Source organism: Saccharopolyspora sp. NPDC049357, from assembly GCF_040677225.1.
Lineage (GTDB): Bacteria > Actinomycetota > Actinomycetes > Mycobacteriales > Pseudonocardiaceae > Saccharopolyspora.
Map to the genome: position 1 here is coordinate 1 of NZ_JBFAQJ010000065.1, position 25,801 is coordinate 25,801.

Here is a 25,801-nt window from a genome sequence, read left to right on the forward strand (position 1 = left end):
CAGGCCGCCGCGGTCGGCCCGCCCCTGCCAATCCCCGTCGTGCCCTGACCCCGGCGTCGTCGACCCCCGCGGCGATCGTGCGCCCGATCGCCGCGGTGCTGCTCAGCCCCAGACCTCGGCGGCGGTCTCGACGATGAGCCGGAGCTTGGCGATCTGGTCCTCGTAGGTGAGGGCGTTTCCCTCCACCGTGGACGAGAACCCGCACTGCGGGGACAGGCAGAGCTGGTCGAGGTCGACGTACTTGGTGGCCTCCTCGATCCGGCGCTTGAGGTCGTCCTTGCTCTCCAGCTCGCCGCGCTTGGTCGTCACCAGCCCCAGCACGACGCGCTTGTGCCTGGGGACGTAGCGCAGCGGCTCGAAACCGCCCGAGCGGTGGTCGTCGAACTCCAGGAAGAAGCCGTCGACGTCGAGTTCACCGAACAGCGCCTCGGCGACGAAGTCGTACCCGCCCTCCGCGACCCACGACGAGCGGTAATTGCCCCGGCACAGGTGGGTCGTGATGGCCATGTCCTCCGGACGGTCGGCCAGCGCGGCGTTGATCTGCTTGATGTAGCGCAGGTGCTGGTGCTCGGCGTCCTCACCGCGCTCGGCGATGACCGCTCGCTGCTTCTCGTCGTTGAGGTAGGCCAGGCTGGTGTCGTCGAGCTGCAGGTAGGTGCAACCCGCGTCGGCCAGCGCGCGGACCTCGGCGGCGTAGGCGGCGGACAGGTCGTTCCAGAACTCCTCGACGTCCGGGTAGATCGCCGGGTCCAGGGCCGTCTTGCCGCCGCGGTAGTGCACCATGCTCGGAGACGGGATGGTCAGCTTCGGCGTGACCCCCTCGGCGACCGAGGCCAGGTGCTGGAAGGCGTCGAGGAAGATCGGTTCGGAGAGGCCGACCTTGCCCGCGATCTGCAGCGCCGCCGGCTGCCACTCCACCACGCCGTCGGCGTTCTGGAACCGCACGGTCGTCGTCGCGTCGCCCTGGCGGATGCCGTCGAGCTGCAGGATGAAGTCCTGGTGCCAGTAGGCGCGGCGGAACTCGCCGTCGGTGGCCGATTTCAGGCCCACGTCGCGCTGCGCCTTCACGACCTCGCGGATCGCTTCGTCCTCGATGCCGCGCAGCTCGGCGGCGTCGATGCGGCCGTCGGCGTGGTCCTGCCTGGCCTGGTGCAGCCGCTGCGGGCGCAGCAGGCTGCCGACGTGGTCGGCGCGGAACGGGGGTTTGGCATTGGACTCTTCCGGTCCCGTCACGGTTATCCCACTCTCGATCGACTCGCCCGGCCCGGCCGGTGCGCTTGTCCGCACGAGAATCCAAACATCCGCGGCGCTCCCCGATCGTCGGTGCGATGACCCACCACCGCCTCGGCGGATGTCCCGACGACGCCACGACAAATGTCCCGAACCCGAGGCGCGAGTGGTCGCGTTGCCATCACCCGTGGGCAGGGGAGATCAGGAGCGGTGGAAGCCCGCGTAGTCGTGGTCGGCCGCCTCGTCGCAGAGTGCCGCGTAGTGGGCGAGGCCGCCGGCGTAGGGCATGAAGACCCGGGGTTTGCCCGGCACGTTGGCGCCGAGGTACCAGGAGCTCTTCGCCTGCGGGAGCAGAGTCCGGTTCGCCACCTCCTGGACCTCCTCGCCCCAGGCCCGCTCGGCCTCCTCGGTGGCCTCGATGCGCTCGAACCCGTTGTCGCGCAGGTCTCCCAGGCAGCGCGCGATCCAGTCGACGTGCTGCTCGATCGAGGTCGGCATGTTGGTCAGCACCGACGGGCTGCCCGGCCCGGTGATGATGAACAGGTTCGGGAACCCCGCCACCTGGAGACCCAGGTAGCTCTGCGGGCCGTCCCGCCACTTCTCCGCGAGGGTGCCGTTCGCGCCGCGGACGTCGATGCCCAGCATCGGGCCCGTCATCGCGTCGAATCCGGTGGCGAACACGAGCGCGTCCAGCGGGTGTTCGGCCTCGGTGGTGCGCAACCCGTCGCTGGTGATCTCGACGATCGGCGTCTCGCGGACGTCGACGAGGGTGACGTCATCGCGGTTGTAGGTCTCGAAGTACCCGGTGTCGATGGGTGGGCGCTTGGCGGCGAACGGGTGGTCGTGCGGCAGCAGCCGCTCGGCGACCTCCGGATCGCGCACGGTCTCCCGGATCTTCTCCCGGATGAACTCCGCAGCGGTGTCGTTGGCCTCCTCGCTGCTCAGCAGGTCGTTGAAGGCCGCGCGGAAGCGCAGGCCACCGCGCCGCCAGGCCGCCTCGTAGATCTCCCGCCGCTGGTCCGGCGGGGTGTCCACGGCGTTGCGCGGCGAGATGCGGAACGGGTGGCCGTTGCTGGTTTCCCTTTGCAGCGCGCGGATCTCGGCGTACTCCGCGCGCACGGCGGCCTGGAACTCCTCGTCCAGCGGCGCGTTCCGCGCCGGAACGCTGAAGTTCGGGGTCCGCTGGAACACGGTCAGGTGCGCGGCCTGCTCGGCGATGACCGGGATCGCCTGGATGCCGGTCGACCCGGTGCCGATGACACCGACCCGCTTGCCTGCGAAGTCCACGTCCTCGTGCGGCCACCGACCCGTGTGGTACCAATCGCCGTCGAAGGCGTCGAGACCGGGGATCTCCGGCACGTTCGCCGACGACAGGCACCCGACCGCGCCGATCAGGAACCGCGCCCGGAGCTCATCTCCCCGCTCGGTGAGCACCGTCCAGCCGTCGTCGAAGGACGCTTCGGTGACCCGCGTGCCGAACCGGATGTCGCGGCGCAGGTCGAAGCGGTCGGCGACGTGGTTGAGATAGGCCAGGATCTCCGGCTGGCGCGGGTACCGCTCGCTCCAGCGCCACTCCTGCTGCAGGTCGTCGTCGAAGGAGAACGAGTAGTAGTGGCTCTCGGAGTCGCAGCGGGCACCCGGGTAGCGGTTCCAGTACCAGGTGCCGCCCACCCCGTCACCGGCTTCGAAGACCGCGGCGGACATGCCGAGCCCGCGCAACCTGTGGAGCATGTAGAGCCCGGAGAACCCGGCACCGATGACGATCGCGTCCAGCATGCGGCCTCCTCATCTACCTGCTGCGCAGGGCTTTTCGGTGAGCCGTTCACCACGCTAACCGTTCGAACCGGGCATGGCCATGGTGAAGCAGACCGCCGTTCCCTCCAGCACCGTCGTGCCGTCGTCGCGGCTGACGGTGGTGGTCAGCTTCGTGATGGGCTTGTCGTCGCGGACCTCGTCGACCTGCACCCGCCCGGTGATGGTGTCGCCCGGCCGGACCGGTGCGGTGAAGCTCCAGTTCACGTTGAGGAACACCGTCCCCGGTCCGGGCAGCTTCTCGGCCACGACGGCGTTGAGCACCGCGCTGGTCACCCCGCCCTGCACGACGATCTCCCCGAACTGCGAGGACTCGGCCGCCTCGACGTCGTAGTGCAGCGGGTTGCGGTCGCCGCTGATCTGGGTGAACAGCCGGATGTCGGTCGGTCCGATGGTGCGGGACAGCTCGGCGGTCTCGCCGACCTGGGGTTTGCCGTGGGGCCACACGTCGCTCATCAACGCCTCCTTGGTCTGCCGGGTTCCCCCGTGAGTACCAGCGCGAGCGGCGCGTTTCCACTCACCGCGCCAGCCGCGCCCCGAGCCTGCCCATCGCGATCGCACCGACGAACGGTCCCGGCGCCAGCAGCAGGAACGCGAACCGCCAACCCACCGCGGCCGCCAGCAGCGGGACCAGCTGGATGCTGACCACGGTCAGGGCGAATCCGATCGCGGTCTGCGCGGTCAGCGCGGTGCCCACGAAGCGCGGGTCGGCGGCCTCGCTCAGCGACGTGGAGAACACGCCCGAGTCGGCGATCACCGCCGCGCCCCACACCACGCAGAACACCACCAGCACGCCGGGCCCCGCGTCGAAGGCCAGCGGCGAGAGGACGCAGCACGCACCGCTGATCACCAGCGCGGCCACCGCCGCCGGGGAACGTCCGTAGCGGTCGGCTCCCCACCCGCCGAGCAGGCAGCCGACGGCACCGGCGATGCCGATGGTGACGAACACCGTGATCCCGGTCGAGGCGGGCAGGTTCCGGCCCGCCTCGCTGGCCAGCAGGAACGTCGGGATCCACGTCCACAGCGCGTAGAGCTCCCACATGTGCCCGAAGTAGCCGAGGTTGGCCAGCCGGGGCCCGCGCTCGGTGAACATCGTCAGCGCGTAGCGCGGGTTGTGCACCGCCGCCGATGCGGCGAGGTGCGGTCCGGGCCGCACGACGGTCGCCGCCACCAGCGCCCCGAGCAGCCCGGTGCAGGCGGCGGCGACCAGCACCGCGCGCCACGGCAGCGATCCGAGACCGCCGATGAGGTGCGGCAGCGCCGAGCCGATGGTCAGCGCCGCGATCAGCAGCCCCATCGCCAGTCCGCGTCCCCGGCTCGGCGCCCAGGAGGCCATCAGCTTCATCCCGACCGGATACACCCCGGCCAGGCACATGCCGGTCAGGAACCGCAGCGGGATCGCGGTGGCCATCCCGTCGACCAGGCCCGCGAGCAGCAGCGTCCACCCGGCGGCGAGCGCGGCGCTGACGGCCAGCAGCAGGTGCGGGCGGATCCGGTCGGCGAGGTTCAGCAGCGACGATCCTACGGCGCCTGCGACGAACCCGAGCTGCACCGATCCGGTCAGCCACACCGCCGCGGCGGCGCTGATCCCCCACTCCTGGCGGAGCGTGGGGACCACGGCGGACACGGAGAACCACACGGCCAGCCCGAAGACCTGGACCACGGCGATCGCGCCGCGCTGCACACCCGAACGCATGCACCGCAGTCTGCCTCACCGAACCCGGTTGACCCGACGGGCGCGGGGTGCTTGTGTCGGAGCGTGCTGGACAAGGAACGGATCGTGGAAGCGCTCGCCGCCGAGTGGGACGCGCTGGACCGGCTGCTGACCGGGCTCGACGACGCGCAGTGGGAGCAGGGCACGCCGCTGCCGGGCTGGCGGGTGCGGGACGTCGCCGCGCACCTCATCGGCACCGAGCTGATGCTCAGCGGTGAGCCGATTCCGGACACCGGCGGGGACGTCGAGTCGTTGCCGCACGTGCACAACGACATCGGCGCCCGCAACGAGCGCTACGTGGCGCACTTCCGGTCGCAGTCCCACGAGGCCGTGCTGGCGAAGTTCCGCGAGGTCACCGCCGCGCGGCTGGCATCGCTGCGAGCGATGTCGGACGAGGAGTTCCACGCACCGGCGATGACTCCGGCCGGTCAGCAGACCTACGCGCGATTCATGCGGATCCGGGTGTTCGACTGCTGGATGCACGAGCAGGACATCCGGGACGCCGTCGGCCTGCCCGGTGACGAGCAGGGCACGTGCGCGGAGCTGGCGGTCGACGAGATCACCACGGCCTTGGGCTTCGTCGTCGGCAAGCGCGGTGGCGCACCGGACGGTTCCAGGGTCACCTTCGATCTCGGCTCCCGCGCTCTGCACGTCGTGGTGGACGGCCGGGCGAAGGTCGTCGAGTCGTTGCCCGGGGAGGCCACGGTCCGCGTCACGCTGCCGCTCGGCGTGTTCACCCGGCTCTGCGGCGGTCGCGTCGATCCCGGGAAGGTCTCGTCCTCGGTCTCCTTCGACGGAGACGAGGTGCTCGGCGAGCAGCTCGTCAAGCACCTCGCCTTCACCATCTAGTCGAGGTGGAAGACCTCGTCGATTGGCCGCATCGCCTCGTCCGGCGTGACGGTCTCCTCGAAGAGGTCGCTCATCCGCGCCTGCCAGCGGGTGTTGACGTCCTTCTCCGCCATGGCCGCGCGGGACGCCTCGAAGTCCTCGCACTCCAGGTAGCCGATGAGGGTTCCGTCGGGGAGCAGGAACAGCGAGTAGTTGCGCCAGCCGGTGTCGTGCAGCGCCTGGCGCATCTCCGGCCACACCGCGCGGTGCCGCTCCCGGTACTCGTCGACCTTGTCGGGTTTGACGTGCAGGACGAAGCAGATCCGCTGCATCATCTGGCCCACCCCTGCTCCTGCTCGATCTCCTCCAGCGTCAGACCTTCGGTCTTCGGGCCCCAGATGACGCCGATGACACCGCTGACCACGATGAACGCGGTGAGGATGTAGGCCAGCGTCTGGAACCCGGTGGCCGTGATGATCGGGACGAAGAAGCTCCAGAAGCCGAGACCGATGCGCACGACGGCGAACATCAGCCCTTGCGCGGTGCTGCGCAACTTGGTCGGGAACAGCTCACCGGACCAGATCTGGAAGAAGTGCTGTGCACCGAAACCACCGCCGATGCCGATGGCCACGATGTAGCCGAGCGCGGTGCCGAAGTTCAGCGGCAGCACAGCCAGCAGCAGCATGCCGCCCGCCTGGATCACGGTGGACAGCGCCAGCATCAACCGCCGGTTGAACCGGTCGTTGAACGGCATGAACACCAGCACCGTGAACACCGCGACCAGCAGGAAGTACAGGCACTGGAGGCCGACGCTGGCGGCGTCGCTCTGGCTGCCGAACGCCTTGAGCAGGTACGGCGTGTAGAAGCCGTTGGTGCCGGCGAAGAGGTTCCAGATCCCGTACATGCCGATGAGCATCAGCGACAGCCGCAGGCCCTTGCCGGTGAGCAGCGGGCGCAGCGCGGCACCCCACTTCACCGGGCCCGTGTCGGTGGTTTCCTGCTCCCAGCGCGCGGATTCGCCGATGCCGTGCCGCATCCACCAGGTGATCAGCGCGGCGACGAACAGGCTCGCGAACAGCAGCCGCATGCCGAGCATGCCGAGCGGTTGCAGCGCGAGCCCCAGCGCCAGGGTCACGATCGGCCCCAACGACCACAGGACTTGGGACAGGCCGCCGAGCTTGCCGCGCTTGCGGGCTGGGGAGAACTCGGTGATCAGGCTCCACGAGGCCGGGATGTCGGCGCCGACGGCGAGACCGACCAGGATGTAGCCGACGAAGAGCATCCAGGTGTCGAAGGCGAAGATCAGCCACAGCGTGCCGAACATGTACAGCAGCAGGTCGTAGGCGTAGATCTTCTTGCGCCCGTACCGGTCGCAGATGTAGCCGCCGACGAGCGCGCCCACGCCTGCCGAGATGGCGTTGGAGCTCAGCGCGCCGAGCAGGCCGACGGTGCTGTCGGTGAGCCCGTACGCCCGGACCCACACGCTCAGCGCGACGGAGCCGGCGACGATGGAGCCCGCGTCGATGTAGCTGGCCATCGCCGCTACGAACGACCATTTCCAGTGCTGTCCTGACGAGGCGTGCTCGCTCTGCCGAACGCCCGCGGATGAAGTCATCGTTGTCCTTCATGCAGCTCATCGAACGTCGTCCGCACCCGGGGGCGACGCTTGAAACGTTTTATTTTGCGAGCACACTAGAGAGCGCCTCCACCCCCGTCAAGAGTCCGATTGGACGAGGGGCTCTCTCGCAAAACCTCTTCAAGGGAATTGACTCCCGCCAGGCTCGCCGCCTACCGTGTGGACTGATTTAAACGTTTCAAGCACGCGCACTGGAGCGACGATGGCCGACCGCAAGACCGTCAAGGCGGCGCTGACCGCGCAGCGGATCGAAACCCCCTCCTGGGCCTACGGGAACTCCGGGACGCGGTTCAAGACCTTCCTGCAGGAGGGCATTCCGCGCGACCCGTTCGAGAAGCTCGACGACGCCGCCCAGGTGCACGCCTTCACCGGCATCGCCCCCAGCGTCGCGCTGCACATCCCCTGGGACCGGGTCGACGACTACGCCGCGCTGGGCGCGCACGCCGAATCCCTCGGGTTGGCCCTGGGCGCGATCAACCCGAACACCTTCCAGGAGGACGAGTACAAGCTCGGCAGCATCTGCAACCCCGACCCGGCGGTCCGCCGGAAGGCGCAGGCACACCTGCTGGAATGCGTCGACATCATGGACGTCACCGGTTCCGACGCGCTGAGCCTGTGGTTCGCCGACGGGCTCAACTACCCCGGTCAGGACTCCATCGCCGAGCGCCAGGAGCGCCTGTCGGAGGCCCTGCGAGCGGCCTACGACCGGTTGGGCGAGGACCAGCGGATGCTGCTGGAGTACAAGTTCTTCGAGCCCGCGTTCTACGCCACCGACGTCCCGGACTGGGGCACCTCCTACGCCCACTGCCTGGACCTGGGTGAGCGCGCGCAGGTGCTGGTGGACACCGGGCATCACGCGCCGGGCACCAACATCGAGTTCATCGTGGCGTTCCTGCTCGGGCGCGGTCGGCTGGGCGGCTTCCACTTCAACAGCCGCTTCTACGCCGACGACGACCTGATCGCCGGCGCCGCCGACCCGTTCCAGCTGTTCCGGATCATGCACGAGATCGTGCGCGCCGGTGCCCTGGAGGAGTCGGCGAACGTCGCGTTCATGCTCGACCAGTGCCACAACCTGGAGCCGAAGATCCCGGCCCTGATCCGCTCGGTGCTCAACGTCCAGGAGGCCACCGCGAAGGCCCTGCTGGTGGACGGTGACGCTCTGGCCGGGGCGCAGCGCGAGGGCGACGTCCTCGGCGCCAACGCGGTGCTGATGGACGCCTACAACACCGATGTCCGCCCGCTGCTCGCCGAAGTCCGCGAGGACATGGGCGTCGACCCCGACCCCATCGCCGCCTACCACCGCTCCGGTTACGCGGAGAAGATCATCGCCGGCCGCAAGGACGGCACCCCCGCGGGCTGGGGCGCATGAGGAATTCCCGTTCCGCTGAGCACGGAGAGGTTTGACATGAGCTCGACGCATCCCGAAGTGGCTGCGCTGCTTGCGCGTTCGCACGAACTCGGCGCGGACCCCCGCAACACCAACTACGCCGGGGGCAACGCCTCGGCCAAGGGTGAGGAGACGGACCCGGTGACCGGCGGTCCGGTTCCGCTGATGTGGGTCAAGGGTTCCGGTGGTGATCTGGGGACGCTGACCGAGGCGGGGTTGGCCGTGCTGCGGCTGGACCGGCTGCGAGCGCTGGTCGACGTCTACCCGGGCGTGGACCGCGAGGACGAGATGGTCGGCGCCTTCGACCACTGCCTGCACGGCAAGGGCGGTGCGGCACCGTCGATCGACACCGCCATGCACGGACTGGTCGAGGCCGCCCACATCGACCACCTGCACCCCGATGCCGGCATCGCGCTGGCCACCGCCGCCGATGGCGAGGCGCTGACCGCGGAGTGCTTCGGCGACCTGGTCGCGTGGGTTCCGTGGCGGCGCCCCGGTTTCCAGCTGGGCCTGGACATCGCCGCGATCAAGGAGGCGAACCCGCGGGCCATCGGCGTGGTCCTGGGCGGCCACGGCATCACCGCGTGGGGTGCGACCAGCGAGGAGTGCGCGCAGAACTCGCTGCACATCATCCGCACCGCGGAGAAGTTCATCGCCGAGCGCGGCAGGCCCGAGCCGTTCGGGGCGGTCATCGAGAGCTTCGAGCCGCTGCCGGAGGAGCAGCGCAGGCGGCGGGCGGCCGAGCTGGCTCCGGTGATCCGCGGCCTGGCCTCCACCGACCGCCCGCAGATCGGCCACTTCGACGACGCACCGGAGGTGCTGGAGTTCCTGGCGCGCGAGAACCACCCTCGCCTGGCTGCGCTGGGCACCTCCTGCCCGGACCACTTCCTGCGCACCAAGGTCCGCCCGCTGGTGCTCGACCTCGAGCCCAACGCCGAGTTCGACGAGGTGGTGGCCCGGCTGAAGCAGCTCCACGAGAGCTACCGGGAGGACTACCGCGCCTACTACGACCGGTTCGCCGAGCCCGACTCGCCTGCGATGCGCGGTGCGGATCCGGCGATCGTGCTCGTGCCGGGGATCGGCATGTTCTCCTTCGGCAAGGACGCGCAGACGGCGCGGGTGGCCGCCGAGTTCTACCGCAACGCGATCAACGTGATGCGCGGTGCGGAGGCGATCTCCACCTACCAGCCGATCGACGAGGCGGAGAAGTTCCGCATCGAGTACTGGGCGCTGGAGGAGGCCAAGCTCGCCCGGATGCCCCGGCCCAAGCCGCTGGCGACCCGCGTCGCGCTGGTCACCGGGGCGGGCTCGGGAATCGGGAAGGCCACCGCGCAACGGCTCTCGGCCGAGGGCGCGTGCGTGGTGCTGGCCGATCTCGACCTCGACAACGCCCAGGCGCTGGCCGACGAGCTCGGCGGACCGGACAAGGCCGTCGCGGTGCGCGTCGACGTCACCGACGAGGAGCAGATCGCGGCGGCCTTCCGAGCCGCGGCGCTGGCCTTCGGCGGTGTGGACCTGGTGGTCAACAACGCGGGCCTGTCGATCTCGAAGCCGCTGCTGGAGACGACGGTCGCCGACTGGGACCTGCAGCACCACGTGATGGCGCGCGGCTCGTTCCTGGCTTCGCGGGAGGCGGCGCGGGTGATGGTCGCCCAGGGCATGGGCGGCGACATCGTCTACATCGCCAGCAAGAACTCGGTGTTCGCGGGCCCGAACAACGTCGCCTACGGTGCGACGAAGGCCGATCAGGCGCACCAGGTGCGGCTGCTGGCCGCGGAGCTGGGCGAGCACGGCATCCGGGTCAACGGCGTCAACCCCGACGGTGTGGTGCGCGGTTCGGGCATCTTCGCCGGTGGTTGGGGCGCGCAGCGGGCGAAGGTCTACGGCGTGGAGGAGGAGAAGCTCGGCGAGTTCTACGCCCAGCGCACCATCCTCAAGCGCGAGGTGCTGCCCGAGCACGTGGCGGCGGCGGTGTTCGCGCTGGTGGGCGGGGATCTCACGCACACCACTGGACTGCACGTGCCGGTCGACGCGGGTGTCGCCGCGGCGTTCCTGCGCTGAGGGAGTGCTCGGATGACGATGGAGTCGCCGACGTTCGCGGCGGTGGACCTGGGCGCTTCCAGCGGGCGGGTCGTCCTCGGACGGCTCACCGCCGGGCGGCTGGAGACCACGGAGGTGCACCGGTTCGCCAACGGCCCGGTGCCGCTGCCGGACGGCTTGCACTGGGACGCGGTCGGGCTGTTCCGCGAGGTGCTCGCCGGGCTGCGCGAGGCCGGTGGGCCGGTGTCGGTCGGGGTGGATTCCTGGGCGGTCGACTACGGGCTGCTGGACTCCTCGGGCTCGCTGCTGGGCGAGCCGTTCCACTACCGGGACTCGCGGACCGATTCGGTCGCGGAGTCCTTCGTGGACTCGTTCGGCGCTCCGGATTTGTTCGCGCGCAACGGTTTGCAGTTCCTGCCGTTCAACACGATCTTCCAGCTCGCCGCGTCGAAGGGCGCGGCGCTGGAGGCGGCGGAGGTGCTGCTGCTGATCCCGGACCTGATCGGGTACTGGCTGACCGGGCAGGTGGGGGCGGAGTTGACCAACGCCTCCACCACCGGTCTGCTGGACGCGCGAACGCACGAGTGGTCACCGGAGCTGGCGCGGGCGGCGGGCATCGACCCGTCGCTGCTGCCCCCGCTGCGCAGACCGGGCGACGTCGTGGGCGAGCTGCTGCCATCGGTGGCCGGGGAAACGGGTTCGACCGGCACGTCGGTGGTGGCGGTCGGTTCGCACGACACCGCCTCGGCGGTGATCGGGGTTCCCGCCCGGTCACCGAACTTCGCCTACGTGTGCACCGGCACCTGGTCGTTGACCGGCCTGGAGCTGCCCGCTCCGGTGCTCACCGAGGAGGCTCGCCGCGCGAACTTCACCAACGAGCTCGGCATCGATGGCACGGTCCGCTTCCTGCGCAACATCATGGGCCTGTGGCTGCTCCAGGAGAGCCTCCGGACCTGGGGCCTGACCTCGGAAGACCTGCCCGGCCTGCTGGCCGAGGCGGCGCGGGCGGAACCTTTGACGGCCGTCGTCGACGCCGAGGACACCCGGTTCCTGGCGCCCGGCGACATGCCGGCCCGCATCGCCGAAGCCTGCCGCGAGACGGATCAGCCGGTTCCGCGGACGCGAGGGGCGCTGGTCCGCTGCATCCTCGAAAGCCTCGCCCTGGCCCACCGCCGCGCCATCCGCGAGGCCGCCGAACTCTCCGGCCGAGACGTCGACGTCGTCCACCTCGTCGGCGGCGGCGCCCGCAACGAACTGCTCTGCCAGTTCACGGCCGACGCCCTGGGCACCCCGGTCGTGGCGGGCCCGGTCGAAGCCACGGCGACCGGAAACCTCCTCACCCAGGCCAGAGCCGCCGGCCACGTCGCGGACCTGACCGAGGTCCGCCGGATCATCGCCACCTCGCACTGCCTCGACCACTACACCCCGCGAAGAAGCACGGGCCCCTGGGACGAAGCCGAAATCCGACTCCCCAGCAGACCAACCCCGTGACCACCACCCCGGATCCCCGCCGCCCTCCCGGGTGAAGAATTCAAATTTCGCGCGAAATTCGAAGCCGCGCCGTGCGACTCGAATTTCGCGCGAAATTCGAATTGGGCGCCGGGTCAGGGGTTCTCCAGGAGTGACTTGGCGCGGGCGAGTTCGAGCTTGCCCGTGGGCGTTCTGGGGAGTTCGGGGCGGAAGGCGATCTGGCGGGGGATCTTGTGGCCCGCGAGGGTGCGGCGGGCCCAGGCGTGGAGGTCCGCTGCGGTGAGGTCCTGGGAGGCCGTCGCGACCAGGGCGGCCACGCGTTCGCCCCAGTGGTCGTCGGGGATGCCGATGACGACGCAGTCGGTGACGTCGGGGTGGTCGAGCAGGACCTCCTCGACCTCCGGCGGGTGGACCTTCTCGCCTCCGGTGTTGATGACCCCGGAGCCGCGCCCGAGGAACCGGATCGCGCCGTCGGGTTCGAGCTGCGCCAGGTCACCGGGCACGGAGTGCCGCCGTCCGTTGATGTCGCGGAACGTCGTCGCGGTCTTGGCCCTGTCGTTGTGGTAGCCGAGCGGCATCGGCCCGGAGTAGGCCAGCACACCGGTCTCCCCCGGCTCGACCTCCGCCCCTCCGGGCGTGATGACCCTGGTCCCCGGCACCGGGTGGAACCGCGACGGCAGGTCGCGGACCGAGGAGGTGACCGCGAACGCGAAGGGACCGCCCTCGCTGGAGGCGATCGCGTCGAACACGGTCACCTCGGCGCGCTGGTGCAACGCCCGCTTGAGCTCGTCGCTGAACGCCGTGCCGGAGCTGATCACCGACCGAAGCGACTCCAGATCGTGCGGAGCTCCCGCGCTCTCGGCCTTGCGCAGCTCGTCCACCAGCGGACGTCCGACGGCGTTCCCGGCCACGATCAGCGTGCTCACCCGCTGCTCGGCGACCCGCCGCCACACGTGCTCGGCGTCGAGCCCGCCAGGCCGCGCGGTCACCACCCGCCCGCCGACGAGAAGCGCGCCCATCGAGTTGAACAGCCCGGTCCCGTGCATCAGCGGGACGACCGGCATCGTGCGAGGCGCCAGGTCTGCGCTGCGCTCGGCGATGCCCACCGCCTCCCCCAGCGTCGCAGGGAGCTCGGGGACTCCCAGCGGCCGGAAGATGGGCACCAGCAACGAGTTCAGCAGGTCCGACAGCTGCCAGATCACGCCCTTGGGCTTGCCGGTCGTGCCGCCGGTGTACATGAACAGCCGGTCGGTGCCGGGACGCGGCTCGGGCGGCCTCGGTGGTGTCGCCGCGAGGAGTTCCTCCAGCGCATCGGTGCCCACGACGAGCCGCATCGGGGGCAGGTTCACGATGTTGGCGGCGAGTTCGGAGCTGAACACCAGTGCTTTCGCGTCGGCGTCGGTGAGCAGCTCGGCGAGTTCGTCCCGCGTGTAGCGGTAGTTGACGTTGACCGGGACGGCCCCGAGCTTGAACGCCGCGAACACCGTCTCCAGGTAGGCGGCGCCGTTGTGGAGGTAGCAGGCGACCTTGTCGCCCGCCCGGACGCCGGATTCGGACAGCGCACCGGCGAGTCTGGCGGCACGCCGCTCGAACTGGCCGTAGTCGCGGTCGAACCCGGGTTCGGAGATCGCGATCGAGCGGGGCATGCGCTCGGCGATCGCTTCCCACAGCGTTCCGAAGGAGACGTCCACTCCGCCGACCTCCTACCCCGCCCAGCGCGCCTGATCAGAGGTTCGTCCCTCGACGGCCCGGCGGGCAACGGGGATGTCGCGCAGCGGAAGCCCGGTTCAGCGCTCCGCGCGGCCGACGAGGTGGAAGAGCCGGCTGAGCCGGCGGTACGGGTCGCGTCGACCGGCTTCGAGCTCGACCTCGGCCGCGGCCCGCAGCTGGTCGGCGTCGTTCGGGTCGAGCGCGGCTCCGCCGAGGTCGAGCCAGTCGACGAACAGCCACACGCCGTACCACTGGACGGGTCGGACGCCGCGCGCGTCGATGAGGTCGCTGATCTCCTCGACGGTGTCGGCGCGGGTCGGCAGTCCGAGCACACCCGTCTCGCGGGTGGCGTCGAACGAGGCGAGGGCGTCGGCCCACCGCCGCTCCAGGGCGGGGCGCACGGCCATCGCCCCGGCGTTGCCGGTCATGATCGACACCAGGCCGCCGGGAGCGGTGCACCGGCAGAGCTGGTCGACCACCGGTTCGGGATCGTCGAGGTAGCCGATCACGCCGTGGCACAGCACGGCGTCGAACCGCTGTCCGCCTACCGCCTGCGAGGCGTTCGCCCCGTCGCCCTCGACGAAGGTGACCCGTCGCCGGGCGTCCTCGGGGAGCTGCCGGAGCCGTTGCCGCGCCTTGTCCAGCATGCCCGTCGAGGAATCCATCAGGACGACCTCGTAACCGGCCCTGGCCAGCGGGAACGACTGGTGCCCCGCACCGGCGCCGACGTCGAGGATCCTCGCCGGTGGCGGCGGCAGGTGCTCCGCCAGCTGCCGGTGGACCACGTGGGTGCGCACGCGCCCCTTGACCGAGGCGTACGCCCCGTCGGCGAACTCGTCGGCCAGCCCGGCCCAGGTGTCATCGGCGGTCACATCCCGGAGTATCCCGCGTCGGCCCGCGAAGGTTGGTAGAACTCCTCGCATGGCCGCTTGGGACGCCGACGCACCGGGGGTGCTGGCACTTCCGTCGGGACGCCTGGTCCGGGGACGCGGGTTGCGCAGACCGCTCCCCGATGGCCCGCGCCCGGAGTTCGCGCTGCACCTGCTGGGCCGCCGCCCCACCCCGGTCGAGTGGGATTCCCGCTGGGTGCGCTGGCCGGACTTCCGGCTCCCCACCGACCGCGCCGACGCTATCGACGCCCTCCGCGAAGCATGGCGTCGAGCATCCGGCGAACGCGTCGAACTCGCCTGCGGCGGAGGCCGCGGCCGCACCGGCACGGCGCTGGCCTGCCTCGCCGTCCTCGACGGCGTTCCTCCCGGCGAAGCCGTGGCCTTCGTCCGCACCCACTACCACCCCGGCGCGGTCGAAACTCCCTGGCAGCGGCGCTACGTCCGAGGTTTCCACGCCTGATGCCGGGACTTTCGGCCGGTCCCCAGGCTCGCGGAGGCAGCTGACACTGGTCTGGTCAGCGGGGTGCCCACCCGGCACTCCGCGATGCGATGCCAGGGGGCTGACACCATGCGAATGCTCATCAGGATCAGGCCGGACCTCCGCTTGGCCAACAGCGCCGTGGCCGACGGCTCGATGAAGGACGCGATGGAGCGGGCGCACGAACAGCTCAAACCCGAGGCTTCCTACTTCTTGCCGCAGGACGGCCAGCGCACGGCCCTGTTCATCTGCGACATCGCCGACGAGTCCCAGATCGTGGCATTGCTCGACCCGTTCTTCTCCAACCTGGAGGCGAAGGTCGACGTCTTCCCGGTGATGAACTTCGACGACCTCCGCGCGGGATTGACCCAGCTCGCGCAGGGCTGAATCCACCTCTGCCCAGGTCAAGAGTCCGTTCTGAATCCGCCTGGGGTTCGCCAGGACGTCATCTGTGCTCCATAGCGTCAGTCCGGTTTTCCCGAAACTGACCGAACAGGTGGAGCATGACCTCGAACTCCTTCCGCCCCAACCGACGCCAGGTGCTGCTGGCCGGTTCGGCTGCCATCGGCGTTGCGGCGCTGGGCTCTTCCGGGCTGGCCGGTGCCGCCGGTGCCGGTACCGGCCGGATCAGCGAGCCGTTCCAGCTGGGCATCGCCTCCGGCGACCCGTTGCCGGACGGCGTGGTGCTGTGGACCCGATTAGCCCCCGAGCCGCTGACCGAGGACGGTTTCGGCGGCATGCCCGACCAGATCGTGCCGGTGCAGTGGCAGGTCGCCACCGACGAGCGGTTCACCGACGTCGTCGCCGAAGGCACCGAGCAGGCCGAGCGCGCATCGGCTCACTCCGTGCACGCCGAGGTGTCCGGACTGCGGCCGGGCGCCGAGTACTTCTACCGCTTCCGCGCCGGCAGCGAGCTCAGCCCGATCGGGCGCACCAAGACCGCCCCGGCGCCGGGCTCGAAGCTGGACAGGTTCTCCTTCGCCTTCGCCAGCTGCCAGAACTACGTCGCCGGGCAGTACACCGCCTACCAGCACATGGCCGAAGAGGACCTGGACCTGGTGGCGTTCCTCGGCGACTACATCTACGAGGGCGGCGACGCGGGCTCGATCGGGCGCCCGCACGTGCCCGCGCACGAGATCATGAACCTCGCCGACTACCGGACCCGGCTCGGCCAGTACAAGGCGGACCCGTCCCTGCAGGCAGCGCACGCCGCGTTCCCGTGGGCCGTGGTCTTCGACGACCACGAGGTGGAGAACAACTGGGCGGGCGACCTCTCCCAGCCCGACACCGAACCCGACCAGGACCCGGCGGTGTTCCGCGAACGCCGCGCGCAGGCGTTCCAGGCCTACTACGAGCACATGCCGCTGCGGCGCGCGCAGCGGCCGTCGGGACCGGACATCCGCATCCACCGCCGCTTGACCTTCGGCGACCTGGTCGACGTGCACCTGCTGGACACCCGCCAGTACCGCGACGACCAGGAGGTCCCGCCGGAGCAGGTCGCCGACCCGGAGCGCACCCTCCTCGGTGCCGAGCAGCGGAAGTGGCTGCTGGACAACCTCTCCGGCCAGACGGCCCGCTGGAACGTGCTGGCGCAACAGGTGTTCTTCAGCCAGCGGGACTTCACCGCGGGCGATGCCGACTCGTTCAGCAACGACGCGTGGGACAACTACCCGGCCGAGCGCAACCTGCTCCGCGACCGCATGGCCGGCGTCTCGAACCCGGTGGTCATCACCGGCGACGTGCACGCCAACTACGCCGCCGACATCAAGGCCGACTTCAACGACCCGGCCTCGGCGACGGTCGGCGTGGAGCTGGTTGGCACCTCGATCACCTCCGGCGGCAACGGCTCCGACCAGAACCCGAGCGATTCGGTGCAGCTGCAGGAGAACCCGCACATCAAGTTCATCAACCGCAAGCGCGGGTACGTCCGCAGCACCATCACCCACGACTCCTGGACCGCCGACTACCGCGTCGTCGACCAGGTCACCGCCCCCGGCGGTTCTCTCTCGGACCGCGCCACCTTCACCATCCAGGCCGGCAAGCCGGGCCTGATCCAGGGCTGACCGCCTCACCCGTGGAGGGTCGGGACCCCGACCCTCCACAGTGGAACGAGCCGACCCGGCCCCAACACGCGGCCAACACCGGGTGAAGACCTGCTACCAGCGGAGATCGTGCGCCTTCCGCAGCGCGGAGGCGGGTGGGCGTTGGGTACTGTGGAGCCGATTCAACGGCGAGCTCGTAGGACGTGACATGGCGAACGCGCGGCGGAAGCTGATCTTGGTCCGGCACGCGAAGTCGGCCCACCCGGACGGTGTGGAGGACTTCGAGCGGCCGCTGGCCGAGCGCGGCCGACGCGACGCTCCCGCAGTGGGCCGCTGGCTGCGGGACAACGCCTACGCGATCGAGGCCGTGCGCTGCTCACCGGCCCTGCGCACACGCCAGACCTGGGAACTCGCCGGGGCGCACATCCCGGCCGAACCGCAGGTCAGCTTCGACGAGCGCATCTACGACGCCACCGCGCACCAGCTGCTCGCGATCGTGCGCGAGATGCCGGTGAACGCGATGACGACCGCGATCATCGGCCACAACCCCGGCCTGGAAGACCTGGTCCACCTGCTCACCGGCGAACCCGTCGAGCTCAAGACCTCCGCGGTGGCCCTGCTCAGCAGCGAACGCGCCTGGTCCGACGCCGACGATTCCTGGACGTGCGCGTCCACCTTCGCCAAGCCTCGCGGCTGACCACGGCAGCCGGATCGCCACCACCGCCCTTCCCCCCCGCAACCACCGCGACGGCGTCGCGGGTTCGGCGTTCTAGACTCCGCTCATGGTCGACATCGCTGGTGAGCCGTTCTTCCGCCCCGACGGGAACCTGCTGGTCCCGGCCCCGCACGCGAGCAGCCCGTGGTCGCCGCAGATGATGCACGGGCGGTTGTTCGGCGGCCTGCTGGCGCGCTCGCTGGAGATAGAGCACGGCGCGGAGGACTTTCAGTTCGCCCGGCTGACGGTCGACCTGTTCCGCAGCGCCCAGCTCGAACCGGTCCGCGTCGAGACGCAGCGGGTCCGCGACGGCCGTCGCATCCGGGTCGCCGACGCCACGATCTACTCCGGGGAGAAGGCGGTCGCCCGGGGCAGCGCCGTCCTGCTCCGCCGAGGTGAGCAGCCCCAGGGCGAAGTCCCCACCACTCCGCCGTGGTCGATGCCCACCCCCGCCGAACTCGGCCCGCCCCCGGCCTCGGCGGGCCAGTGGGAACCGCCGTTCAACATCTGGATGCTCGACGAATCCGGTGTCCCGACCGACTGGTCCAACGCAGGCGCCCGCCGAGCCTGGCTCCGCGACACCCACGACCTGGTCGAGGGCGAGACCATGACCCCGTTCGTCCGCACGGCCACCGCCGCGGACTTCGCCAGCCCGCTGGCCAACATGCCCAAGGGCGGCGCGCTGGGCTTCATCAACGCCGACTACACGCTCACCCTCAGCCGGATGCCGTCCACGCCCGAGATCGGCATGGAGGCCACCGGCCACCTCAGCCACGACGGCGTGGCCACCGCGTCCACGACGTTCCAGGACGCCGAAGGCCCGTTCGGATACTGCAACGTCACTGCGGTGGCAACCCCGCCCATGGCCTGACCTCGACGTTCAGGGTGGGCGCTCAGGCTTCGAGGAGCCGGGAGCGCTCACCCTGATCCGTGGTCAGCGCTGGCCCAACTCACCCGACGAAGTCCGCCCACTCGTCGCGGCCGACGGCCAGGATCGGGCTCCGCTCACCCAGCTTGCTGTCGCGAACCAGACGACCACCCGCAACAGCCGCGGTCTCAACGCATTGCGCTTTCGCGGAGCTGTAGCTGCTCTTGGTCCACCGAACCTCGTTCTCCGGAACGTTGTTTGTCATCGATCTCGCCCCTCCCGATTTCACTAACCCATCTGTTCAGCCGCCTCGACGAGGAAATCACGTGATTCCACCGGTCCGAGGGCGGCAGCCTGCAAGCGGTCCCACAAGACGGCGTGACTCGAAACGGATTCATGAGCGTCGAGGTACCGCGCGTCATCGTGGGACTCGACGTAAACGAAGTCCAGAGACGAGCCGAACCCAGGAGCGGGGATGTCGAGCAGGGTGAAGCGGTAGGCGATGTGCCCGGCGTTGCTCCGGGCGTTGAAGGGCAGGATCTGGATCTGGACGTTGCGCAGTCGTGTCATCTCGACGAGGTGGTGCAGCTGTTCGCGCATCACCTCAGGCCCGCCGACCTGACGGCGCACGCACGATTCCGAGAGTATGAACGACATCCTGGGCGGATCTTGCCTGGTGAACAGTTCCTGCCGTTCACATCGAGCCAAGATGATGGTCTCGATGCCATCTTCCGGATCGAGCATTTGCCCATCCTCGAACAGCGACCGGATGTAGTTCTCCGTCTGGAGGAGGCCGGGGATGACTTCGACCTCGACCGATTTGAGGGCCGCGATGGACTGGATCTGCTTCCCCACCTGCCGCACCTGCAACGACACGCTCAAGGGCGAGCTCCCGTGAGAACCGGTTCGCGATGACCGGATCGTGCTGTCAGGTGGCGGGATCGTGCCTTCTGCCGAGGCGATTTCCGGCAGAGGATCGTGGCATGAGCAGAGCGCTTCTCGTCATCGACGTCCAGGAGTCCTTCCAGCGGTTGCCGTTGTGGCCGACCATGTCCAACCCCGACATCGCCCAGTCGGTTTCGCGGCTCGTCGACCACGCCCGAGCCGAAGGGGACCTCGTGGTGTGGGTGCTGCACAGCGAGCCCGGTTCGGGCGGGGTGTTCGACCCGGTCAACGGGCACCTGCGGTTGCTGGACGGACTCACCCCCGACGAAGGGGAGCCGACCGTGGTCAAGACCTCGCACAACGCCTTCACCAGCACGAATCTGGATCAGACTCTCACGCGGCGAGGCGTCCGAGAGCTCGCCGTGTGCGGTATCCGGACCGAGCAGTGCTGCGAGACGACCACGCGGGTCGGCTCCGATCTGGGCTACGACGTCTCGTTCGTCATCGACGCGACGTCGACCAACCCGGTCGCGCACCGGGACGCTCCCGCCGGCCGCAGCGTCGAGGATCTGCTGGCCGATCCGCGGACGCTGCGCACCGAGGAGATCATCGCGCGCACCGAGTACGCGCTGGCCGGACGGTTCGCCTCGATCCGGACGGTCGCCGAGGTGACCGGCGTACGCTGACCGGATCGTGATCCGTGTCGTCTTCCTGCTGCTGCCGAGACTGCACCTGCTGGACCTCGCGGGCCCGGCGCAGGTGTTCTCCACCGCTGCCGAGCTCGGGCGCGACTACGAGCTCAGCTACGTCTCCCAGCACGACGAGGTGATCAGCGCACAGGGACTCCCCCTGCGCGCTGACACCGCGTGGCCCGAGCTCACCGCCGACGACCTCGTGCTGGTCCCCGGCTCGCGGGTGCCCGAACCACCGCGCTGGCCCCGGCTGCACTCGGCGACCGCGCAGAAGCTGCGCGCCCACCACGAGGCTGGCGGCACGATCGCCAGCGTCTGCTCGGGCGCGGACGTCCTGGGCCAGGCGAAACTCCTCGACGGCCGCCGCTGCACGACCCATCACGACCTGCAGGACGAGCTCGCGCGCCGCTACCCGGCGACCTCGGTGGTGCGCGACGTGCTGTTCGTGTCCGACCGGCGGGTCGTGACCTCGGCAGGCATCGCCAGCGGCATCGACCTCGCGCTCCACCTGCTGGCGGGCGAGCACGGCCCCGGCGAAGCGGCGCGGGTGGCCCGGGCGATGGTCGTCTACGCGCGCCGCAACGGCGACGAGCAGCAGGCCAGCGCGATGCTGCGGCACCGCGCGCACCTCGACGACGCCGTGCACCGGGTCCAGGACATCATCGACGCCCGCTTCACCGACGCCCTGCCGCTGAGCGAACTCGCCGCCGCCGTCGGGGTCAGCGAACGCACCCTCACCCGCTCGTTCACCCAGGCAACCGGACTGACACCACTGCGCTACCAGCAGATCCTGCGCTTGGAGCGGGCCGATCACCTGCTCGGCCGGGGCGCCACCGCCGAGTCCGCCGCGCGGGCCGTCGGGCTCGCCGACGCGCGCATGCTGCGCCGCATCCGCACCCGCGAGGCCGCCGCGCGGAGTTGAGCCGCGCGATCGGACCCTTGACTTGTGGACATACACATAACCATTATCTGTATGACTGTCGCTTGATGATGGTGGTCCGAAGACGTACCCGCACACGGGGAAAGGGCAGGTCAGCGGTGCACGAGAAGCCTCTCACGAACTCCGTGCACGTGGTGCAGGGCGAACGGGTGCACATGCCCGTCGAAGTGCGCGCGGCCACCGGCATCACAGCCCAGTTCCTGGTGCCGGCCGGGCCCGCGCGCGACACGCTCGCCGCCGCCGGGCTCGAACCGGTCACACCGATCCCGGGACGCGTTCCCGCGACCTTGGGGTTCATCCACTACCTCGACTGCGACCTGGGCGAGTACCACGAGTTCCTGGTGGCCCTGATGTGCAGGCAGCCCGGCGTGCGCGGCTCGACCGGCGTCTTCATCCACTGGCTGCCGGTCGACCAGACCTTCACCTGCGAAGCCGGGCAGAACATCTGGGGGTTCCCCAAGGAGATCTCCATCATCGACATCAGCGCCCGCGGCAAGCGCACCCGCTGCGAGGTGCGGCTGGAGGACCGGCCCGTCGTCGCGGTGGAGTTCGGGCGCGGCGTTCCCGCTCCTTCCGCGATGGGTGCGATGACCCTCGACGCCTACACGCACCGCGACGGCGTCCTGCGGCGCACCCCGTGGACCATGCGCGCCGGAGGCACCCGGATGCGTCCCGGCGGCGCGCGGGTCGAACTCGGTGACCACCCGATCAGCGACGACCTGCGGCGACTCGGATTCCCGCGAAAGGCCCTGTTCACCAACCACATCGGCGACCTGAAGATGCGGTTCGCCGACGCAACACCCATTTCCAGCCGGTCGTGACCACGCGAACCGGAGCAGTCAACGGCGACCACTGGAGAAGTTGGACGAAATGAGCGATGCCGATTACATCGTCGTGGGCGCGGGCAGCGCCGGATCCGTCGTGGCCAGCAGGCTGGCCGAACGAGGCGCGAACGTGCTCCTGCTGGAGGCCGGGCGCAAGGACGACCTCCCCACCGTCACCGTGCCCGGCATGATCTCCGTGCTGCACGTCGTGCCGCAGCTGAAGAAGCAGGTGACCTGGAAGCAGTACTCGACACCGCAGAAGCACGCCCACGAACGCGAGATCCCGATGACCAGGGGCAAGGTCCTCGGCGGGTCGAGCTCGGTCAACGGCATGCTGTTCGTGCGCGGCAACAAGGACAACTACGACTCGTGGGCCGCGGAGGGCTGCGAGGGCTGGAGCTACCAGGACGTCTTACCCGCCTTCAAGCGCCTGGAGAACTGGGAGGAGGGCGCCAGCGACGTGCGCGGCGCGGGCGGCCCGATCGAGGTCACGCGGCAGAAGGACGTCACCCCGGCCGGCGAGCAGTTCATGGCCGCAGCGCAGGAAACCCTCGGCGTGCCGCGGATCGACGACTACAACGGCGAGTCGCAGGAAGGCGTGAGCGTCTTCCAGCAGAGCGCGAGCAAGGGCCGCCGCTACAGCTCCTCGCGCGGCTACCTGACCAACCGCGAGCTGCCGTCGCTGCGCGTGCGCACCCACGTGCACGTCGCGCGCGTGATCATCGAGAACGGCCGCGCGACCGGCGTGGAGGTCATCGACACCAAGAGCGGCCGGAAGGAGACGCTGCGCGCCTCCAACGGAGTGGTGGTCTCCGCAGGCGTGGTCGGATCGCCGCAGATCCTGATGCTCTCCGGCGTCGGCCCGGCCGGTCACCTCAAGGAGAAGGGCATCGAGGTCGAAGCCGACCTGCCGGTGGGTCAGAACCTGCACGACCACCTGTTCGTGCCCATGACGTTCGTGACCAAGAAGGCCCTGCACCGCTCCACCGCGACCTACATGGCCTCCGGAATGCTCAAGGAAGCCCTCGGCAAGCGCGGTGAGTCCTGGCTGGGCAGAACGCTCTTCGAGACCGTCGGTTTCGTCAAGACCTCACGCGCCAAGGGCGACGTGCCGGACATGCAGATCCACACCATCCCGTGGAGCTACCCGACGCCCAACCAGGACGAGGACAAGCTCTACCGGACCGACACGCGTCCGGCGATGACGATCTTCCCGACGCTGATCTACCCGGAGAGCCGCGGCGAGGTCCGGCTGGCCTCGACCGATCCGACGGCCTCACCGGTGATCGACCCCGGTTATCTCAGCGAACCGGCCGACACCGAGTTCCTCATCGAGGCGATGGGCATGATCCGGGAGATCATGGCGAACAAGACCATCGCCGCGGACGTCACCGAGGAGCTCAGCCCCGGCCCGAAGTACTTCGACGAGACCGCGCTGCGGCGCGAGCTGCCGACCCGGATCCACTCCGTCTACCACCCGGTCGGCACCTGCCGGATGGGCGTGGACGAGCGAGCGGTCGTCGACCCTCAGCTGCGCGTGCGGGGCGTCGACGGCCTCTGGGTCGCCGACGCCTCGATCATGCCCAGCATCACCGGAGGCAACACCAACGCCCCCTCCTACATGATCGGCGAAATGTGCGCCTCCCTCATCTGACCCCCACCTCCCACCCCGAAAACATGAGCTCACCTCGGTCACCCACCGCACCCTGAGTCCGTGGTCGGCCCGGAATACCGCCGTAATCCGCCACCCGATTACTGCGGTACTCCGGCCACCCCCCGATCACGGCGGTGATCAGGACGCGGAATACCTCAGTAGTCGGGTCACCACCTCGGGCGCGGGGGAGTCGGCTCGGGTCTGGAGCTGTCGTCGGCTTGTTCGGGGCGTGAGAATCGGGTCATCGCGTTGCGCGGTGACACCGGGCGTTCGCACGTTTAGCATCCGGTTCACCACTACGAAGTGACTTCACATTTCTGAAGCGAGGGTGATCGGGTTGTCGTCGCCGACCTTGGACCAGTTGGGTTTCCGCCTGCACGAGGAGGACTCCGTCCTCATCGCCCGGCAGGACATCGAGCCCGGCACCTACTCCGGACTCGAGATCACGAACACGGTGCCGAGCGGGCACAAGGTCGCCACCACCGCCATCGCGGAGGGAGCGGCGGTGCGCAAGTACGGGCAGATCATCGGGTTCGCCTCCCGCGACATCGCCGCCGGTGAGCACGTGCACACCCACAACGTCGCCTACCAGGAGTTCCAGCGCGAACACGCCTTCGGTGCCGACGTCACCACCACCGAGTACGTGCCCGAGGACCAGCGCGCCACGTTCCAGGGCTTCGTGCGGCCCGACGGTCGGGTCGGCACCCGCAACTACCTCGCGGTGCTGACCTCGGTGAACTGCTCGGCGACGGCGGCGAAGATGATCGCCCGCCGCGTCGAGGCGTCCGGGATCCTCGACGACTACCCGAACGTCGACGGCATCTGCCCGCTCACCCACACCCTCGGCTGCGGGCACAGCGGACGCGGCAACGAGGGCTTCGAGGTCCTGCGCCGGGCGCTGCAGGGCTACGCCGGCCACCCCAACATCGCCGGACTCCTGGTGCTGGGGCTCGGCTGCGAGGTCAACCAGGTCAGGGCGCTGACCGAGGATCTGAAGCTGCCCGACGACATGCCCGTGCACGCGATGACCATCCAGGAGTTCGGCGGCACCAAGAAGACCGTCGCCGAGGGCGTCCGGCGCATCGAGGAGATGCTGCCGATCGCCAACTCGCACCAGCGGCAGACCGTCGGCGCCGACAAGCTGGTGCTGGCCATGGAGTGCGGCGGCTCGGACGCCTACTCCGGCATCACCGCCAACCCGGCGCTCGGAGCGGCGGCGGACCTGCTGATCCGCCACGGCGGCACGGCGGTGTTCGGCGAGACGACCGAGATCTACGGTGCCGAGCACCTGCTCACCCGCCGCGCGGTCAGCCGCGAGGTCGGCGAGAAGCTGGTGAACCGGATCGACTGGTGGGAGAAGCACGTCCAGGTCGACGGCAGCTCGATCAACAACAACCCCTCCCCCGGCAACAAGGCGGGCGGGCTGACCACGATCCTGGAGAAGTCGCTCGGCGCGGCCGCCAAGGGCGGCACCACCAACCTCGTCGACGTCCTGCAGTACGCGGAACCGATCACCGACCGCGGCCTGATGTTCATGGACACCCCCGGCTACGACCCGGTCAACGCCACCGGCCTGATCGCGGGCGGAGCGCAGCTGCTGTGCTTCACCACCGGGCGCGGTTCGGCGTTCGGCTGCAAGCCGGCGCCGAGCATCAAGCTGGCCACCAACACGCCGCTGTACGAGCGGATGACCGACGACATGGACATCAACTGCGGTGTCATCGCCGACGGTGAGAGGACGGTGGCGCAGATGGGCGAGCAGATCTTCCAGCACATCCTGCGCGTCGCCTCGGGCGAGGAGACCAAGAGCGAGGAACTCGGCTACGGCGAGGAGGAATTCGTCCCCTGGCACCTCTCGACCGTGCTCTGAGGGAGGCGCGGGCGTCTCGATCAACGTGAGAGCGGTGGCGCCCGACCCCGGGTGGGGGGGACCCCGCCGCACCCCCCGAAAGTCCCCGACGGGCGCGCCGCGCGGGGGGGCCCGCG

The 25,801-nt window shown here is 69.8% G+C and carries 24 protein-coding genes; 14 read left to right on the top strand and 10 right to left on the bottom strand.

What is annotated here, in order from left to right; all coding sequences use genetic code 11:
* Positions 1 to 102 precede the first annotated feature (102 nt).
* The 4 genes from AB0J91_RS31655 to AB0J91_RS31670 form a co-directional block, all read right to left on the bottom strand.
* Positions 103 to 1,233: a 5-methyltetrahydropteroyltriglutamate--homocysteine S-methyltransferase gene (locus tag AB0J91_RS31655; protein WP_363876365.1), complete on the bottom strand. Its 1,131-nt coding sequence runs from the start codon at positions 1,231 to 1,233 to the stop codon at positions 103 to 105.
* A 198-nt stretch (positions 1,234 to 1,431) separates the two neighbouring features.
* Positions 1,432 to 3,006: an NAD(P)/FAD-dependent oxidoreductase gene (locus AB0J91_RS31660; protein ID WP_363876368.1), complete on the bottom strand. Its 1,575-nt coding sequence runs from the start codon at positions 3,004 to 3,006 to the stop codon at positions 1,432 to 1,434.
* A 54-nt stretch (positions 3,007 to 3,060) separates the two neighbouring features.
* Positions 3,061 to 3,498, bottom strand: coding sequence for a MaoC family dehydratase (locus AB0J91_RS31665; RefSeq protein ID WP_363876371.1), 438 nt, complete (start codon positions 3,496 to 3,498; stop codon positions 3,061 to 3,063).
* A gap of 61 nt (positions 3,499 to 3,559) precedes the next feature.
* Positions 3,560 to 4,738 carry an MFS transporter gene (locus AB0J91_RS31670; protein ID WP_363876374.1) on the bottom strand — a complete coding sequence of 393 codons (1,179 nt, stop codon included), beginning with the start codon at positions 4,736 to 4,738 and terminating at the stop codon, positions 3,560 to 3,562.
* Between the two features lie 63 nt (positions 4,739 to 4,801).
* Between AB0J91_RS31670 and AB0J91_RS31675 the strand changes: the two genes are divergently transcribed.
* On the top strand, positions 4,802 to 5,605 hold the full coding sequence (locus tag AB0J91_RS31675) for a maleylpyruvate isomerase family mycothiol-dependent enzyme (RefSeq protein ID WP_363876377.1): 804 nt from the start codon (positions 4,802 to 4,804) through the stop codon (positions 5,603 to 5,605).
* Here AB0J91_RS31675 and AB0J91_RS31680 read toward each other — a convergent pair.
* Both AB0J91_RS31680 and AB0J91_RS31685 read right to left on the bottom strand, forming a co-directional pair.
* Complete coding sequence (locus AB0J91_RS31680; protein WP_363876417.1) at positions 5,602 to 5,916, bottom strand: L-rhamnose mutarotase; 315 nt, start codon at positions 5,914 to 5,916, stop codon at positions 5,602 to 5,604. The two genes, AB0J91_RS31675 and AB0J91_RS31680, sit on opposite strands and share 4 nt — an antisense overlap.
* The gene (locus AB0J91_RS31685; RefSeq protein ID WP_363876379.1) at positions 5,916 to 7,199 is read right to left on the bottom strand and encodes an MFS transporter; all 1,284 of its coding nucleotides are present in this window, start codon (positions 7,197 to 7,199) and stop codon (positions 5,916 to 5,918) included. The genes AB0J91_RS31680 and AB0J91_RS31685 overlap by 1 nt, the downstream gene beginning before the upstream one ends.
* 223 nt (positions 7,200 to 7,422) lie before the next feature.
* On the opposite strand from AB0J91_RS31685, the gene rhaI reads away from it, so the two are divergent.
* From rhaI to AB0J91_RS31700, 3 genes are read left to right on the top strand one after another with little or no spacing between them, the layout of a single operon-like run.
* The gene (rhaI, locus tag AB0J91_RS31690; protein WP_363876382.1) at positions 7,423 to 8,589 is read left to right on the top strand and encodes an L-rhamnose isomerase; all 1,167 of its coding nucleotides are present in this window, start codon (positions 7,423 to 7,425) and stop codon (positions 8,587 to 8,589) included.
* A gap of 36 nt (positions 8,590 to 8,625) precedes the next feature.
* Positions 8,626 to 10,668 (top strand): bifunctional aldolase/short-chain dehydrogenase, encoded by a 2,043-nt coding sequence (locus tag AB0J91_RS31695; protein WP_363876384.1) that lies wholly within the window; start codon positions 8,626 to 8,628, stop codon positions 10,666 to 10,668.
* A gap of 18 nt (positions 10,669 to 10,686) precedes the next feature.
* Positions 10,687 to 12,138 carry a rhamnulokinase family protein gene (locus AB0J91_RS31700; RefSeq protein WP_363876420.1) on the top strand — a complete coding sequence of 484 codons (1,452 nt, stop codon included), beginning with the start codon at positions 10,687 to 10,689 and terminating at the stop codon, positions 12,136 to 12,138.
* A gap of 113 nt (positions 12,139 to 12,251) precedes the next feature.
* On the opposite strand, the gene AB0J91_RS31705 is transcribed toward AB0J91_RS31700, so the two are convergent.
* Together AB0J91_RS31705 and AB0J91_RS31710 are read right to left on the bottom strand one after the other, a co-directional pair.
* Complete coding sequence (locus tag AB0J91_RS31705; protein ID WP_363876387.1) at positions 12,252 to 13,808, bottom strand: AMP-binding protein; 1,557 nt, start codon at positions 13,806 to 13,808, stop codon at positions 12,252 to 12,254.
* A gap of 96 nt (positions 13,809 to 13,904) precedes the next feature.
* Positions 13,905 to 14,699 (bottom strand): methyltransferase, encoded by a 795-nt coding sequence (locus AB0J91_RS31710; protein WP_363876389.1) that lies wholly within the window; start codon positions 14,697 to 14,699, stop codon positions 13,905 to 13,907.
* A 49-nt stretch (positions 14,700 to 14,748) separates the two neighbouring features.
* Here AB0J91_RS31710 and AB0J91_RS31715 point away from each other — a divergent pair, with 49 nt between their 5' ends.
* From AB0J91_RS31715 to AB0J91_RS31735, 5 genes are all read left to right on the top strand, one after another.
* Positions 14,749 to 15,177 (top strand): protein phosphatase, encoded by a 429-nt coding sequence (locus tag AB0J91_RS31715; protein WP_363876392.1) that lies wholly within the window; start codon positions 14,749 to 14,751, stop codon positions 15,175 to 15,177.
* A 114-nt stretch (positions 15,178 to 15,291) separates the two neighbouring features.
* Positions 15,292 to 15,582: a hypothetical protein gene (locus tag AB0J91_RS31720; RefSeq protein WP_363876394.1), complete on the top strand. Its 291-nt coding sequence runs from the start codon at positions 15,292 to 15,294 to the stop codon at positions 15,580 to 15,582.
* 116 nt (positions 15,583 to 15,698) lie between these two features.
* A complete protein-coding gene (locus AB0J91_RS31725; protein WP_363876397.1) occupies positions 15,699 to 17,258 on the top strand; it encodes an alkaline phosphatase D family protein in 1,560 nt (519 codons plus the stop codon).
* A 187-nt stretch (positions 17,259 to 17,445) separates the two neighbouring features.
* Entirely contained in the window at positions 17,446 to 17,934 is a 489-nt protein-coding gene (locus AB0J91_RS31730; RefSeq protein ID WP_363792138.1) for a histidine phosphatase family protein, read from the top strand.
* A gap of 85 nt (positions 17,935 to 18,019) precedes the next feature.
* The gene (locus AB0J91_RS31735; protein WP_363876400.1) at positions 18,020 to 18,823 is read left to right on the top strand and encodes an acyl-CoA thioesterase domain-containing protein; all 804 of its coding nucleotides are present in this window, start codon (positions 18,020 to 18,022) and stop codon (positions 18,821 to 18,823) included.
* A gap of 79 nt (positions 18,824 to 18,902) precedes the next feature.
* Here AB0J91_RS31735 and AB0J91_RS31740 read toward each other — a convergent pair whose 3' ends face one another.
* Together AB0J91_RS31740 and AB0J91_RS31745 are read right to left on the bottom strand one after the other, a co-directional pair.
* The gene (locus tag AB0J91_RS31740; RefSeq protein WP_363876402.1) at positions 18,903 to 19,085 is read right to left on the bottom strand and encodes a DUF397 domain-containing protein; all 183 of its coding nucleotides are present in this window, start codon (positions 19,083 to 19,085) and stop codon (positions 18,903 to 18,905) included.
* A 23-nt stretch (positions 19,086 to 19,108) separates the two neighbouring features.
* Positions 19,109 to 19,696 carry a DUF5753 domain-containing protein gene (locus AB0J91_RS31745; protein WP_363876423.1) on the bottom strand — a complete coding sequence of 196 codons (588 nt, stop codon included), beginning with the start codon at positions 19,694 to 19,696 and terminating at the stop codon, positions 19,109 to 19,111.
* Positions 19,697 to 19,803: 107 nt separating this feature from the next.
* Here AB0J91_RS31745 and AB0J91_RS31750 point away from each other — a divergent pair, with 107 nt between their 5' ends.
* The 5 genes from AB0J91_RS31750 to AB0J91_RS31770 all read left to right on the top strand — a co-directional run bounded on the left by AB0J91_RS31750 (position 19,804) and on the right by AB0J91_RS31770 (position 25,685).
* Positions 19,804 to 20,391, top strand: a complete 588-nt coding sequence (locus AB0J91_RS31750) for an isochorismatase family protein (RefSeq protein ID WP_363876405.1) — start codon at positions 19,804 to 19,806, stop codon at positions 20,389 to 20,391.
* 7 nt (positions 20,392 to 20,398) lie between these two features.
* On the top strand, positions 20,399 to 21,319 hold the full coding sequence (locus tag AB0J91_RS31755) for a DJ-1/PfpI family protein (RefSeq protein WP_363876408.1): 921 nt from the start codon (positions 20,399 to 20,401) through the stop codon (positions 21,317 to 21,319).
* A gap of 116 nt (positions 21,320 to 21,435) precedes the next feature.
* The gene (locus AB0J91_RS31760; RefSeq protein ID WP_363876411.1) at positions 21,436 to 22,158 is read left to right on the top strand and encodes an acetoacetate decarboxylase family protein; all 723 of its coding nucleotides are present in this window, start codon (positions 21,436 to 21,438) and stop codon (positions 22,156 to 22,158) included.
* A gap of 49 nt (positions 22,159 to 22,207) precedes the next feature.
* A complete protein-coding gene (locus tag AB0J91_RS31765; protein ID WP_363792148.1) occupies positions 22,208 to 23,815 on the top strand; it encodes a GMC family oxidoreductase N-terminal domain-containing protein in 1,608 nt (535 codons plus the stop codon).
* A 328-nt stretch (positions 23,816 to 24,143) separates the two neighbouring features.
* On the top strand, positions 24,144 to 25,685 hold the full coding sequence (locus tag AB0J91_RS31770; RefSeq protein WP_363876414.1) for an altronate dehydratase family protein: 1,542 nt from the start codon (positions 24,144 to 24,146) through the stop codon (positions 25,683 to 25,685).
* Positions 25,686 to 25,801 lie beyond the last annotated feature (116 nt).